Source organism: Sphingomonas aliaeris, assembly GCF_016743815.1.
GTDB classification, from domain to species: domain Bacteria; phylum Pseudomonadota; class Alphaproteobacteria; order Sphingomonadales; family Sphingomonadaceae; genus Sphingomonas; species Sphingomonas aliaeris.
In genome coordinates, this window is sequence record NZ_CP061035.1 from 1,187,565 (window position 1) to 1,201,553 (window position 13,989).

The 13,989-nt window shown below is 65.0% G+C and carries 13 protein-coding genes and 1 pseudogene; 4 read left to right on the forward strand and 10 right to left on the reverse strand.

Translation table 11 applies throughout. The features are described 5' to 3' along the window. On the forward strand, positions 1 to 2,667 hold the full coding sequence (ppdK, locus tag H5J25_RS05460; RefSeq protein WP_202095090.1) for a pyruvate, phosphate dikinase: 2,667 nt from the start codon (positions 1 to 3) through the stop codon (positions 2,665 to 2,667). A 51-nt stretch (positions 2,668 to 2,718) separates the two neighbouring features. Here the strand turns inward: ppdK and H5J25_RS05465 are convergent, their stop codons facing one another. The 8 genes and pseudogenes from H5J25_RS05465 to H5J25_RS05500 all read right to left on the reverse strand — a co-directional run bounded on the left by H5J25_RS05465 (position 2,719) and on the right by H5J25_RS05500 (position 10,454). After that, positions 2,719 to 3,297, reverse strand: a complete 579-nt coding sequence (locus H5J25_RS05465) for a hypothetical protein (RefSeq protein ID WP_202095091.1) — start codon at positions 3,295 to 3,297, stop codon at positions 2,719 to 2,721. A 92-nt stretch (positions 3,298 to 3,389) separates the two neighbouring features. Then, a complete protein-coding gene (locus tag H5J25_RS05470; protein ID WP_202095092.1) occupies positions 3,390 to 4,385 on the reverse strand; it encodes a type II secretion system F family protein in 996 nt (331 codons plus the stop codon). 21 nt (positions 4,386 to 4,406) lie between these two features. Beyond that, entirely contained in the window at positions 4,407 to 5,381 is a 975-nt protein-coding gene (locus tag H5J25_RS05475; protein WP_202095093.1) for a type II secretion system F family protein, read from the reverse strand. A 74-nt stretch (positions 5,382 to 5,455) separates the two neighbouring features. Then, positions 5,456 to 6,736: an AAA family ATPase gene (locus tag H5J25_RS05480; RefSeq protein WP_202095094.1), complete on the reverse strand. Its 1,281-nt coding sequence runs from the start codon at positions 6,734 to 6,736 to the stop codon at positions 5,456 to 5,458. A 3-nt stretch (positions 6,737 to 6,739) separates the two neighbouring features. Next, positions 6,740 to 7,354: a CpaD family pilus assembly protein gene (locus H5J25_RS05485; RefSeq protein WP_202095095.1), complete on the reverse strand. Its 615-nt coding sequence runs from the start codon at positions 7,352 to 7,354 to the stop codon at positions 6,740 to 6,742. 23 nt (positions 7,355 to 7,377) lie between these two features. Then, positions 7,378 to 8,925 carry a type II and III secretion system protein family protein gene (locus tag H5J25_RS05490; RefSeq protein WP_202095096.1) on the reverse strand — a complete coding sequence of 516 codons (1,548 nt, stop codon included), beginning with the start codon at positions 8,923 to 8,925 and terminating at the stop codon, positions 7,378 to 7,380. Positions 8,926 to 8,929: 4 nt separating this feature from the next. Then, a pseudogene (gene cpaB / locus H5J25_RS05495) lies at positions 8,930 to 9,955 on the reverse strand (Flp pilus assembly protein CpaB); the annotation flags it as partial. Positions 9,956 to 10,004: 49 nt separating this feature from the next. After that, complete coding sequence (locus tag H5J25_RS05500; RefSeq protein ID WP_202095097.1) at positions 10,005 to 10,454, reverse strand: A24 family peptidase; 450 nt, start codon at positions 10,452 to 10,454, stop codon at positions 10,005 to 10,007. 74 nt (positions 10,455 to 10,528) lie between these two features. On the opposite strand from H5J25_RS05500, the gene H5J25_RS21315 reads away from it, so the two are divergent. The 3 genes from H5J25_RS21315 to H5J25_RS05510 all read left to right on the forward strand — a co-directional run bounded on the left by H5J25_RS21315 (position 10,529) and on the right by H5J25_RS05510 (position 12,587). Beyond that, positions 10,529 to 11,068, forward strand: a complete 540-nt coding sequence (locus H5J25_RS21315) for an alpha/beta hydrolase (RefSeq protein WP_318781351.1) — start codon at positions 10,529 to 10,531, stop codon at positions 11,066 to 11,068. Positions 11,069 to 11,133: 65 nt separating this feature from the next. Then, positions 11,134 to 11,508: a serine aminopeptidase domain-containing protein gene (locus H5J25_RS21320; RefSeq protein ID WP_318781352.1), complete on the forward strand. Its 375-nt coding sequence runs from the start codon at positions 11,134 to 11,136 to the stop codon at positions 11,506 to 11,508. Continuing rightward, positions 11,505 to 12,587 carry an NAD(P)/FAD-dependent oxidoreductase gene (locus tag H5J25_RS05510; RefSeq protein WP_202095098.1) on the forward strand — a complete coding sequence of 361 codons (1,083 nt, stop codon included), beginning with the start codon at positions 11,505 to 11,507 and terminating at the stop codon, positions 12,585 to 12,587. The genes H5J25_RS21320 and H5J25_RS05510 overlap by 4 nt, the downstream gene beginning before the upstream one ends. Here the strand turns inward: H5J25_RS05510 and rnhA are convergent. Continuing rightward, positions 12,584 to 13,030: a ribonuclease HI gene (gene rnhA, locus H5J25_RS05515; protein ID WP_202095099.1), complete on the reverse strand. Its 447-nt coding sequence runs from the start codon at positions 13,028 to 13,030 to the stop codon at positions 12,584 to 12,586. The two genes, H5J25_RS05510 and rnhA, sit on opposite strands and share 4 nt — an antisense overlap. Next, complete coding sequence (gene thrB, locus H5J25_RS05520) at positions 13,027 to 13,980, reverse strand: homoserine kinase (protein ID WP_202095100.1); 954 nt, start codon at positions 13,978 to 13,980, stop codon at positions 13,027 to 13,029. Before thrB ends, rnhA begins: the two co-directional genes overlap by 4 nt. Between the last annotated feature and the right edge of the window lie 9 nt (positions 13,981 to 13,989).

The window sequence follows — 13,989 nt, forward strand, 5'->3', positions numbered from 1 at the left end:
ATGAGTCAGTACGTATATCGCTTCGGTGGCGGCGTCTCGGACGGGGGCAAGGGCGACAAGAACCTGCTGGGCGGCAAGGGCGCGAACCTGGCGGAGATGGCGTCGATCGGCCTGCCGGTCCCGCCGGGCTTCACCATCTCGACCGAATTCTGCCAGGTCTATTATGACGAGGGCCGCGCCTTCCCGCAGGGGCTGCGCGACGAGGTCGCCAAGGGCATCGCGCATATCGAGGGGATCACCGGCAAGACGTTCGGCGACGCCGCCGATCCGTTGCTCGTCTCGGTCCGCTCCGGGGCACGCGCCTCGATGCCGGGCATGATGGACACCGTCCTCAACCTCGGCCTCAACGACGAAACCGTGAAGGGCCTTGCCGAAACGTCCGGCGACGCGCGCTTCGCCTGGGACAGCTATCGCCGCTTCATCCAGATGTATTCGGATGTCGTGCTCGAACTGGATCACGGCGCGTTCGAGGAAGCGCTGGAGATCGCGAAGGAAGATCGGGGCTATTATCTCGATACCGAACTGACCGCCGACGATCTTCAGGCGCTGGTCGCCGAATATAAGGCCCTGGTCGAAAAGCAGTGGGACAAGCCGTTCCCTCAGGACGTGCACGATCAGCTCTGGGGCGCGGTCGGTGCGGTGTTCGGATCGTGGCAGTCGGAGCGCGCGAAGGTCTATCGCCGCCTCAACGACATCCCTGCCGCATGGGGCACCGCAGTTAACGTGCAGGCGATGGTGTTCGGCAATATGGGCGATACGTCGGCCACCGGCGTCGCCTTCACGCGCGATCCGGCCAAGGGCGACCGCGCTTATTACGGCGAATTCCTCATCAACGCGCAGGGTGAAGACGTCGTTGCCGGCATCCGCACGCCGCAATATCTGACCGTCGCCGCGCGCGAGGCGGCAGGGGCCAAGCCCGCCTCGATGGAAGAGGCGATGCCGGAAGTGTATGGCGAACTCGCCAAGGTGTTCGACCTGCTGGAAACGCATTACCGCGACATGCAGGATATCGAATTCACCGTGCAGCAGGGCAAGCTGTGGATGCTGCAGACCCGATCGGGCAAGCGCACCGCGAAGGCTGCGCTGAAGATCGCGGTCGACATGGCCGAGGAAGGGCTGATCACGCGCGAGGAAGCCGTGTCGCGCGTCGAGCCTCAGGCGCTGGACCAGTTGCTGCACCCGACGCTGGATCCCAAGGCGATCCGCGACGTGCTGACCAAGGGCCTGCCCGCATCGCCGGGTGCCGCATCCGGCATGGCGGTGTTCGACAGCGACACTGCGGAAAAGCGCGCGGCGGCGGGCGAATCGGTCATCCTGATCCGCACCGAAACCTCCCCGGAGGATATTCACGGCATGCACGCGGCAAAGGGCATCCTCACCGCGCGCGGTGGCATGACCAGCCACGCGGCGGTCGTCGCCCGCGGCATGGGCCGCCCCTGCGTCTCGGGTGCCGGTTCGATCGCGATCGATGCCAAGGCGGGCGTGATGCGCGTCGCCGGTCGCGAGATCCGCGCCGGCCATATCGTCACGATTGACGGCACGACGGGCGAGGTGATGGCCGGTGCGGTGCCGACCGTGCAGCCCGAATTGTCGGGCGATTTCGGCACGTTGATGACCTGGGCCGACGGTGTCCGCCGGCTCAAGGTGCGCGCCAATGCGGAAACGCCATTGGATGCGAAGGTCGCACGCGAGTTCGGCGCGGAGGGCATTGGTCTCTGCCGTACCGAACACATGTTCTTCGATGCCGCGCGGATCACCGCGGTTCGCCAGATGATCCTCGCGGAGGACGAGGCCGGCCGCCGCGTCGCGCTCGATCGCCTGCTCCCCGAACAGCGCGCCGATTTCATCCAGCTGTTCGAGGTGATGGCCGGCCTGCCGGTCACCATTCGCCTGCTCGATCCCCCGCTGCACGAATTCCTGCCGCATGAGGAAGCCGAATTCGCCGAAGTCGCCAAGGCGGCGGGCGTGGATGTCGACGTGCTCAAGCGGCGGGCCGCGGAACTGCACGAATTCAACCCGATGCTCGGCCATCGCGGTTGCCGCCTCGGCGTGACCTATCCCGAAATCTACGAGATGCAGGCGAGAGCGATCTTCGAGGCGGCGGTCGAGGTCGCGGCGAAATCCGGTGACGCACCCATTCCGGAAGTTATGATCCCGCTCGTCGGCACGCGCCGCGAACTGGAACTGATGAAGCAGGTCGTCGACAAGGCCGCACAGGCGGTCTTCGCCGACATGGGCAGGACGATCGAATATCTCGTCGGCACGATGATCGAACTGCCCCGCGCCGCGCTGATGGCCGGTGAGATCGCCGAAATCGGGGAGTTTTTCAGCTTCGGTACGAACGATCTGACGCAGACCACCTTGGGCGTCAGCCGCGACGACGCCGCGCGCTTCCTGACCACTTATGTCGAACGCGGCATCTACGCCAAGGACCCGTTCGTCAGCCTCGACGTCGAGGGCGTCGGCCAGTTGATCGAACTCGCCGCCGAACGCGGCCGGGCATCGCGCCCCGGTATCAAGCTCGGCATCTGCGGGGAACATGGCGGCGATCCGGCCAGCATCGCGTTCTGCGAAGCCACGGGCCTCGATTACGTCTCCGCCTCGCCCTACCGCGTGCCGATCGCCCGGCTTGCGGCGGCGCAGGCAGCGCTCGCCAGCAAGAAGTAAGTCACCCGATGTGCCGTCATCCCGGTCCGGCCCGGGATGACGGCGCGGTAATTACCGGTTCACGAAGCGCTCGGAATGCTCGCCGTCGCGGCCCGTGCGCAGCAAGTGTGCCTGCTCCTGCCACCGCTCACGCTTGATATAGCCTGCCGGCAAGCCAAGTCGTTCTTCCAGCGCCATTTCATCTTCATCGTTGAACGATTCGACGTCCTCGTAGCGGGTCACGCCGAGGTCGTTCAGCCGGCGCGCCAAAGGCACGTCGATGCCCCGGATCCGCGTCAGGTCGCGGCTATCAAGATCGGTCGTTGCTCGTGCCGACGCCGCCGCCGATGCGGCCGCGACGGGCGCCGCCGTCGTGACGTAGGTGGTCGGATCGGCGCGACGTCCATCCGGTCGGTTCGCCGCCTGTTCGCGCGCCGTGGCGAGCTCCGTCTCCAGATCCTTGATACGCTGGTTCGAATTCCGCTGCGTCGCGTCGGCCTCGCGGCGGAACGCAGCGTAATTGTCGCTTTCCTCCTTGTACCGTGTCTTCCACTTCCGTCCGCCGGGATGCAGTCCCAATCCCAGGAACAGCCCCGCCGCGAACAGGACGATTAGCGCGATCAATTGCGGTAAGGTGGTGAACAGCATCATGGTCGCTCCGGCCCGATCAGCCGGAGATCGTCCGGCGCGCGGTCCCGATCCTCTGGCCGGGTCCTCGCGCGCTCAACCGTTCAGCAGGCGGGTTAGATCCCGCCCTTGAACGCGTCGGAGATCGAGCATGCCGCCGGACCCAGAATGACCACGAACAACACCGGCAGGATGAACAGGATTAGCGGCACCGTCATGATCGCCGGCAACCGCGCAGCCTTTTCCTCGGCGCGCATCATTCGTTCGTTACGGAACTCGGCCGAGAGGACGCGTAACGCGGACGCAAGCGGCGTACCGTATTTTTCCGTCTGCACCATCGTCGTGACGACGCCCTTCACCGCATCCAGGTTGACGCGCATCGCGAGGTTCTCGAATGCCTGCCGCCGCTCCGCCAGAAAGCCGAGTTCGATCGCAGTCAGCGTGAATTCGTCGCCGAGTTCGGGATAGGCGCGGCCCAGTTCGCGGGCCACGCGCTGGAATGCCGCATCGACCGTCAGGCCCGCTTCCGCGCAGATGACGAGCAGATCCAGCGCATCGGGCAACCCCTTGCGGATCGCATCCGATCGCTTGCTGATCTTGTTCTTCAGGAAGATGTCGGGCGCCTTGTAGGCGAGGATGAACGTACCCGCGACAATACCGTAGCGCTTCAGCGACCCGTACTCCGGGAACATCTCGGCGATATAGACGAGGTAGATCGCCAGCGCGCCGAACACGATCGGCAGCACCAGGCGACCGAAGATGACCGCGACCGCATATTCCTTCGACCGGATGCCGGCCTGCATCAGCTTGATCTGCGCGGCCTTCACCTGGCTGTCCTGCAGCACCTTCATGCCCGACAGCAGCGACTTGATCCGGTCGGTCGTCTCGTTCTTCGTGACCAGTTTGGCACGGCGTTTGGTGGAGGCGGTAATGCCCGCCTTCAATTGCTCGCGCCGCTCGTTCAGCGCCTTGACGCGCTTGGTCATCGGGTCGCGTACCGTCGTCGCGGCGTAAATCGCCAGCAGCACGGCGAACGCGGCGACACCGGCGAGCAACGTCGCCACCATCATCACATCGACCCCGAGGATCTTAGGTCCGGCGCCTTCGCCCATGATCGTTACCCGCTGCCCTGTTCAGATTTCGAAATTGATCATCTTGGCCATGATGAAGGCCCCGATGCCCATCCAGCACAGCCCGCCGCCGCCTGCGACCATCAGTCGCTGATCGATGAAGAACGTCTGCATGTAGCTGGAATTGATCATCCAGATCATGCCGAACACGATGAATGGCAGCGATCCGATGATGTACGCCGATGCCTTGGATTCCGACGACATGGCCTTGATCTTCAGCTTCATCTGACCGCGCATGCGCAATACGGTCGCAAGGTTGGCGAGCGTCTCGGCGAGATTGCCGCCCGTCTCCCGCTGGATCGCGATGGAGATGACGAAGAACTGGAATTCGGGCGTGCCGAGCCGGTCGGCCGTGTCCTGCAATGCCGCATCCATCGTGCGGCCGATCTTCATCTTGTCGGTGACGGTGCGGAATTCCACACCGACCGGCCCCTTCATCTCGCTGCCGACCACGCCGATCGTCTCGGTGATCGGCAGGCCGGACCGCAGCCCGCGCACCAGCAATTCGATCGCGTCCGGCAATTTCGTGGTGAATTGCGCAACCCGGCGCTTGATGAAGAACCCGACCGCGAAGTGCGGGATGCCAGCGCCCAGCATCACGCCGACGAGCAGGGCCAGCAATATCGGCAGCCCCTTCAGCCATCCGAGCCCAGCAACCACGACAATGATGCCAAGCGTCGCGAGGCCATATTGCCCGACGGTCCACGGCTTCCCGGTTTTCGCCAGACGCTTTTTCAGTTCGGCGGGCCGCGGCAGGAACTGCGACGCATATCCGTCCATCCGATTGGCGCGCGCCGCGGAGATCCGCCGTGCCATCTGCGCCTCGACGACGTTTTCTACATCGCTGTGGCGCGCGCGGAGCGACGTGAGACGGCGCGCTTGCGCACGCTGCGCCGATGGCCCCGAAAAGGCCAGAACGAGCAGCAGGAGCACGGCGCCCGCGCCCCCGACCAACATCATGAACGGCATCATTTCCATCGCGGTATCATGCGCTCCGTTTCGTTACCGCGGCGTCAATCGACGTCGCGCGACCTGCACCAGGCGGCGAAATTCTACTTCTTCGGCTTCTTGGACAGCATCGCCTTCAGGTCGAACTTCCCGATCAACGACCCGCCTTGCTTCGCAGCGCCCTTGCGCGGCGGAGCGTCCTCGCTGGCCGCGTCGCCGGACGCCATCAACTGCGTGGCGAGGTCGCCGAGCGCAGCGACCGTCTTCGAGCCCTTGCCCGCTTCGGCCATCGGCTTGCCGAGCTTGGCCGCCTGCGCCGCCAGCTTCTGATCGAAGGGCACGACGTGATCGATCTTGCGCTCGATCGAGCCTTCGAAATCCTTGCGCGTGATCTCCAACTGACCGGCATGCACGCGGTTCGCCAGCACGAACACCTGCGTCTGCGGAGCATTCGATTTCAGCCACGACAGGATGCGGATCGTATCGCGCGCGGCGGCCAGCGTCAGCTCCGTCACCAGGACGGCGATCTGCACGTCCGCGATCAGGTGCGGATGCTGGACCAGCATGCCGCGCGGCAGATCGACCACGGTACATTCGAACGCGGCGCGCATCTCCTCCTGCAGCTGATAGAAAGCGCTGCCGTCCGTCATGATCGGCGAGTTGATCGGCGCCTCCGCCGACAGCACGGACAGCATATCGCTGGAGCGTACCATCGCGCGTTCGATGAACAGGCCGTCGATGCGGCTGGGATTGTCGATCGCATCGGTCAGGCCGCGGCCCGGTTCGAGATCGAGCGCCAGCGCACCGGTGCCGAAATGCACGTCGAGATCGAGCAAAGCGGTGGTGCGCTTGCCCCTGTCGCTGAGCAGCCAGGCGATCGAGGTCGCGACGGTCGACGCACCGACACCGCCACGCGCACCAATGATCGCGGTAGAGCAATGCGGGCGCTCGACACTGGCGTCGGCGGCCTTCGGTGCGTTCAGGATCGTTTGCGCATGCGTAAACGCCTCGCGCAGCATGTCCGGGCTGAGCGGCTTGAGCAGATAATCCTGGATACCGCTGACGACGAGATCGCGGTACAGGCGGACGTCGTTGATCTGGCCGGCGGCGATCACGACGGTACCAGGTTCGCAGACCTCGGCCAGCGCGTTGATGTCGTTCAGCGGATCACCGCTTTCCGACAAATCCACGAACAGGATCTGCGGCGAGGCGGAGACGGATAGGGACTGGACCGCGTTGCGCAGCCCGCCCTTGTTCACCTTTTCCGGTGCCCAGCCCATTTCGCCGACGACCGGGCGCAATGCCTCGGCCGTCGTCTCATCGCAAACGAAGGCGACGAACGGGTCGCGGTTGCCGAGCTTGCCAGGGTTGAAGGGTGCGTTCATGGCTTATTTGCCCCCCTTGGGCGTGGCCTTGCGGTACGAATCGACGGCTTTGGTCGCGACCGCGGTGTCCGGGGAATCGGCGCCCACCTGGCCCAGCACCAGATCGGCCGGATTGGCGACCATCGCGGCGAAATTCGCATTCGTCGCGCACCCCTGGTTCGACGACATGTTGCCTTCATATTCGATGCCGGACACGCGGCTGAAATCGGGGCAGCCCGGTACCGTCGCCTTCATGCGGCTGACGACGACGCGGATCATGCCCGGTGCGATCGGAGCGTTGGTCGGCGGTGCCGTTTCGGAGACCAGCAGGCCGTAACGGGCAAGCTGCGTCTGCACGTCGTCTCGCACGCCACTGCCCGGCCCGGACGGATCGTCCACCGAAACCCGATCGCCGTAGCCGAGCCGCAGCCCGGCCATCCAGCCGGCGAGGCGTTGCGCCTCACCCGGTGCCAGGCGATTGCCGGCACTGCCGACGTCGAAGACGTAATCGGTGCGGGCAACGACGGGCTGATGCACCGTTTCGAGACCCCTGTTCGGCGTGCCGCATGCACCCAGCAACAAGGCCGGGGCAAGAGCGGAAGCGATCAGGATGCTGCGCTTTGACTTGGGCGAGATCATGGGTTTCTTCCTGCTGACGGCGGTCAATTGAACGAGAATCCGGGTGCGGGAGCCGCGCCCTTTTTCGACTTGGACGGCTCGGCCTTTTCCTCGCGGCGGACGTCCGCCTTCGGGGCGGGCAGCGTCGGAGCCACGGCGCCGAAGGCTGGGGTCGCTGTCGTGGGCGGTGCCATTGTCGGCTTCGGACGATCGCCACCGGTCTTCCCGCCGCCCAGCTTGCCGAGCAGCACGCGTTCCAGATCGGTCGGGGCCTCGATACCGTCGGTCGGCAGCACGATGTCGTTCGCGTTGACCGGCTTCACGAGATACGGCGTCACGACGATGACGAGTTCCGTCTCGTTGCGCCGGAAACCGTTCGAGCGGAACAGCGCACCCAGGATCGGCAGGTCGCCAAGGCCCGGCGTCTTGTCGATCGAATTGTCGTGGCTGTTCTGAAGCAATCCGGCAGTCATGAAACTTTGGCCCGAACCGAGTTCGACGGTGGTTTCGGTGCGCCGCGTGCTGATGCCCTGGATCACGGTATTGTTGAGCTGCACCGAACCCGCCGCCGTCAGCTGGGACACTTCGGCGCGCAGGCGCAGCGAAATTCGGCCGTCGGCCAATACGGTCGGCGTGTAGGTCAGGCTGATACCGTACGGCTTGTATTCGACCGAAACGGCGCCCTGGCCCTGGCTGATCAGGATCGGAACCTCCCCGCCGACCAAGAACGTACCCGTTTCGCCGGACAATGCGGTCAGATTCGGGGTCGCCAGTGTCGAGACCTGTCCGACCGTCTCACCTAGATCGAGCGAGCCTAGAAGGTCGAGGCCCAGCACCTTGCCGGCAAGCCCCAGCACGGTGCCTGCGCCGCTTTTGACCTGACTGGCTCCAGAGGGGACTTCCGAGAAGCCGACGCCGAGCGGTCCGCCCGGTACGAACGTGCTGCCCGGTGTGCCGCGGGTCGCGCCGAACTTGGTTGTGCCGCCGGTGCGATCGACGGTGGAGAAGTTCGTGCCGATATTCTTGATGAAGCTGCGGCTGACCTCGGCGAACTTGACCTGCAGGTTTACCTGAAGCGGCGTCGCGGTCTTCAGGCGGCTGAGGACTTTCGTGCTGTCGCCGACATAGGCCTGGACGAGTCGCGCGGCCTCTTCCGCATCGGACGGCGACAGGACGACACCGGTCAGCAGCACCAGACCGTTCATCGGGGTGGCGGTGATCTGCGATTCCGGCATCGCCAGATTGAGCATTTGCTGGATCGAGTCGAGATTGTTGCCGACCCGGACCGTCGCCGAATAGACCACCGCGCCGCCGCGTCCGGTGGCCGAAATGGACGTTTCCCCGGTCGCCTTGCCGAACACGTAGATTTGCGTCGGCGACTTTACCTGGACGTCTGCGACTGCATCGCTGGCGACGAAGATATCGGTAATCGGGCGGGGCAGGGTGATCAGCCGGCCGCGACCGGTATTGACCTGGAGCACGGGTGCTGCGGCGGCGGTTTGCGCCGGGGCCTGCGATGCCGTGCCGGCGATGGTTGCCGCCATCAGGGTGGCGGCGAGCGGCCAGCCTGCGGCCATGTTCGCGATACGCATTACTTCTTCCCCCGACCGCAACTTCGGTCACGCTATTGCCGCGCGCGATGCGCACTGTGGGCCCTGTCGACACCGCTCCGCCCGGATAGGCGACGACCGCGACGGGTGCGCCCGTCGGTGCCGACATTGCGGGTGCTGCGCTCTTGCCGGGCACCGTGCGGCGCTGGAAGCGCGAGACGTCTGCGCCGACTGCATAGGTGTTGTTGCCGGTCGACGGTTGGCTGGCGAGACGATCGAGCATGGCCTTTTCGGCCTTTGGATCGTTACCCTCGGGCACCTTGATATCGCCGCTGGCGATCGCCTGTTCGAGTTCGGACGTATTGTCCGCGATCGAGCGCAGCGAAAGCGACAGGTTGCCGAGCGTCTGGGCGACGGCGATCTGTTCCGCGAGTTTCGGCGAGGCTTCGATCGTAACGTTCGAGAAGCCGCGGACCACGGTCTTGCCGTCTTCGCCGACGGTATTGTCCGTACGCTGGTCCGTTGCGAGTACGCGCAGATTGCGCATGATCGTTTCCGACGCCTTGAGCGGGGGGCCATCGCCACCGCCATTCACCGTCTGCGTCAGGATCAAGTCGATCCGGTCGCCCGGAAAGACGAACCCTGCAACGCCCGCCTGCGAGGAGATCGGGATCGTCACGGCGCGCATGCCCGGCCCGAGCGCGGCGGCGAGGAAGCCACGATCGCCCGGCTTGACCAGTGATCCCTGCGTCAGCGGCTGGCCTGCAGTGATTGCGGCGCGAACCACCGTGCCCTGCAATGCCTTCAGATCGGTGCCGGCCTTCAGATAATAGGCGTTCTCGACCAGATCCTTCGGCCAGGGCTGAAACTTCAGCGCCGTGGCATCCAGAATGGTGCCGACCGGCAGTGCGCGGGTCGCGACGAGGACCTCCGGTCCGTCGATCGGAACACCGGGGGCCGCCGCATTCGCCTGTGGCGCGGCGCTGCCTGCGATCAGGCTTCTGGCCATGAACGCGGTGACGGCTGCAATCAACAGCGCACCCACCAGCAGGACGATCTTACGGGTATCCATGACGCTTCGTACCTCTCGGACGCGGATCGGTTGATCCCGCGTTAATCACTCACGTAAATTGATTAAAAATCGGTTCGCGGATCGAAAATAAGGCAGCGATTGCAATCGCCACGCCGTACGGCACTTCAATATTTCCGGCCTTTTTCGACACCGCGTGGTGGATCATCATCACGATCGTCAGCACGCCGCCGACCAGCGACATGACGACCAACAGCGACGACAATTGCGTAAAGGGAAACCACAAAGCGAGTGCCCCGATCATCTTCACGTCGCCGCCGCCCATCCACCCGAAGTGGAAGGCGCAGCAGAACAGGGAGAATACGATCAGCGCGAGGCCGATCTGGACTGCCATGTCGGGCCAGGGTGACAGGCCGCTTGCTAACCACCACAAGGGGGCGAGCAGCGCGATGGCCGCATTCTTCCAGTTCGCGATTTCCCGGACGCGTGCGTCCTGGATCCCGGCCGAAACCAGAAGCAGCACCAACGTGCCGAGCAGCAAAAAAGATTGGATTTTCCCAGTCCATCGGGGAATTTCCTAGACTATCTGCCTTTCCAAAAAGTAACCATCAGACAATGTCCTTTCCGCCCGAACACTATCGCCGCCTGATCCCTGCCGATGCGGCGATCACCACGTGGCAGGCACCGGACGGCTGGACGATGCGGCGTTTCGATTGGCCGGCGGGTACGGGCGGGGAGATCGACGCGAGGACGGCACGGGGCAGCATCCTGTTTCAGACCGGACGGGGCGATATCTTCGAGAAATATCTGGAAGCGTTCGCCCGGTGGCACGATGCCGGCTGGTCGGTCAGCGCGCTCGACTGGCGCGGGCAGGGCGGTTCGGGCCGGATGTCCCCAGACCGGCATGTCGGCCACATCGACCATTTCGAAACCTATATCGCCGATCTCGCGGCGTTCTGGCCGGAATGGCAGGCGAACACACCCGGTCCGCATGTACTGATGGGGCATTCGATGGGCGGGCATCTTGCCTTGCGCGGCATGGCGGAGCGCGCCGCGAAGCCCGATGCGGCCGTGCTGATCGCTCCGATGCTGGGGCTGCATTCTCCGCTTGGCGCGCGACTGGGCGAGCGGCTGGCGCGGATCGTCGGGGGATAGGCGATCCGGCGCGTGCAGCCTGGAAGGGGAATGAGCGGCCGGCGACGATCACCTCGCGCGAGGCGTTGCTGACGCATGATCCGGATCGGTACCGGGACGAATTGTTCTGGCACGAGACGGTGCCGGAAATCGTACTCGGGCCGCCAAGCTGGACCTGGCTTATCGAGGCGTTCGCATCGACGCGGGTATCGCGAGCGGATCCGCGGCTGGCGGCGATGACGGTCCCAACGCTGCTGATCGTGGCGGAAGCCGACAAACTGGTCGACCCGGCGGCGGCGCTGGCGATCGCAAAATGGCTGCCGCATGCCGAAGTGCTCCGCTTCGGGACCGAGTCGGCGCACGAGGTTCTGCGCGAGGCGGACGGGGTGCGCGACCGGGCGCTGGCCGCGATCGATGCATTTCTGGCGCGCGCTGCGCCCGACGGACGCGCCGCGCGATGAGATACGACGTGGCGATCGTGGGGGCTGGGATTGCGGGCGCAAGCCTTGCCGCCGCGATCGACGGGCGGGCATCGGTGCTGCTGCTGGAGGCGGAGGATACGCCCGGCTATCACGCGACCGGGCGGTCGGCGGCCTTCTGGTCGGAGACTTATGGCGGACCGGGAATCCAGCCGCTGACGACCGCGTCCGGGCCAGTGCTTCGAGACGGCGGCTTCCTGCGGCAGATGAGGACGCTGCATGTCGGGCGCAGCGAGGATCGGGCTGCGGTCGAGGCGTTTCGGGCCGAGTTTGCGGGAACCGGCGTTTCGCTTGAGCTAGTCGATCCGGCGGACTTCGTGTCGGGCCTGCGCGCGGAATGGACGCTCGGCGTGATGGAGGGGAGCAGCGCGTATATCGACGTCGCCGCCTTGCATGCCGACAGTCTCGCGCGGGCGAAGCGGGCGGGGGTGGTGCTTGTGTCGGGTGCGGCTTTGCTCGCGGCAGAACGGGTCGGCAATGGCTGGCGGCTGGCTACGCAGGCGGGCGCGTTCGAAGCAGGCGTGATCGTCGATGCGGCCGGGGCGTGGGCGGATTCCGTCGCGCGATTCGCCGGCGTGCGCGCGATCGGTATCCAGGCGTACCGCCGGACGATGGTGCAGCTTCGCACCGATCCTCCGGCGCCGGACGGCTTTCCGCTTGTCGCCGACATCAATGGCGGCTTCTACTTCAAGCAGGAAGCGGGCGGGCGGCTGTGGCTCAGCCCGCATGACGAAACGCCGGTCGATCCGCATGACGTGCAGGCGGAGGAGTACGACGTCGCGGTGGCGATCGACCGGTTCGAGGGCGTGGTGGACTGGCGCGTGACGGCGGTCGAGCGGCGCTGGGCGGGCCTCAGGAGCTTCGCGCCCGATCGGCTGCCGGTTTATGGGTTCGACCGCGACATGCCGGGCTTCTTCTGGTGCGCGGGACAGGGCGGATTCGGCATCCAGACCGCACCCGCCGCCGCGTCGCTTGCCGCCGCGCTGCTGCTGGGCGTCGCCCCCGACGAAGGATTGGCAGGGATCGATCCGACGACCTACGCACCCGATCGCTGGAATTAGCGTCCTGCAGCCACCGCGGCGTCGCTGGCGAGTTTGTCGACGCGTTCGTTATCCGGGTGTCCGGCATGGCCTTTCACCCAAACCCAGTCGATCCGGTGCGGCGCGGCCGCATCGAGCAAAGCCTGCCAAAGATCAGCATTTTTCACCGGCTGCTTCGCAGCTGTCTTCCATCCATTCTTCTGCCACCCCTTAATCCACTTCGTCAGCCCATCCATGACGTAGCGGCTGTCGGTAGACAGGGTGACGCGGCAGGGACGCTTGAGTGCGTTCAGCCCCTCGATCGCTGCGGTAAGTTCCATGCGGTTGTTGGTCGTCAGCCGTTCGCCGCCCGACAATTCCTTTTCCTTGTCCCCCGCGCGGATCAGCGCGCCCCAGCCGCCGGGGCCGGGATTGCCCTTGCAGGCGCCATCGGTCGCGATTTCGACTTTGGAGAGTTCGGTCATTTGGTCGTCAGTTCCGGATCGTAATGGGCAAGCCGTCGCCAGTAAGCGAGCGGATCCTTGCGCGTCACCAGCGCATCGGCCGGCGTGTTGAGCCAATCCCAGGCGCGCGACAAAGCGAATCGCAAACACGATCCGCCGGCGAGCAGGGGGAATTGCGCACGCTCGAAGTCGCTGAGTGGGAAATTGCGTTCATAACCCGCGACGAGCGCGTCGCCGACGGCGGCGTCATAGCCATGACCTTTGGCGTCGAACGACCAAGCACTGTGCATGATCGCAAGATCGTAGACGCGGATGTCGGTGCAGGCGAAATAGAAGTCGATCAGGCCACCGACCTCGTCTCCAAGCATCAGCACGTTGTCGGGAAACAGATCGGCGTGGATGACGGAGCAATCGTGCGCGTCGGCATCCCAGCGCCGCGTAACGCCGTCGACCGCTCGGCCGAGATCGTCGTACAGGCCAGGCGCGATTTCGTTCAGGCTGTGACCGCAGCGTTCAAACAGAGGTTGCCACGTTTCGACGCCCATCGAATTGGGCCGTTCGAGCGGGAAATCACGCAAAGCATCGTGCATCCGTCCCATAGCCGCGCCGGCCGACAGCGCCTGCGCCGGTGTCGGATGCGACAGCGATATGCCGGGCAAGAATTTGATAAGGCAGGCGGAGCGGCCTTCGAGCGTCTGGATCGTCACGCCCTCGCGATCCTTGATCGCAGGCGGAACGGGGTTGCCACGATCGGCCAGATGATCAAGCAACGAGAAGAAGAAGGGCAGGTCGCCGGTATCGACGCGCTTTTCGTACAGCGTCAAGATGAAGCGGCCCTTGGTCGTATCGACGAGGTAATTGCTGTTCTCCACGCCCTCGGCGATGCCCTTTGCGGAGACGAGGTCGCCGACATCGTAGCGAGTGAGGAATGTAGACAGGGCTTCGGCGGAAACGTGGGTGTAGACGGCCATCAGTTTCTG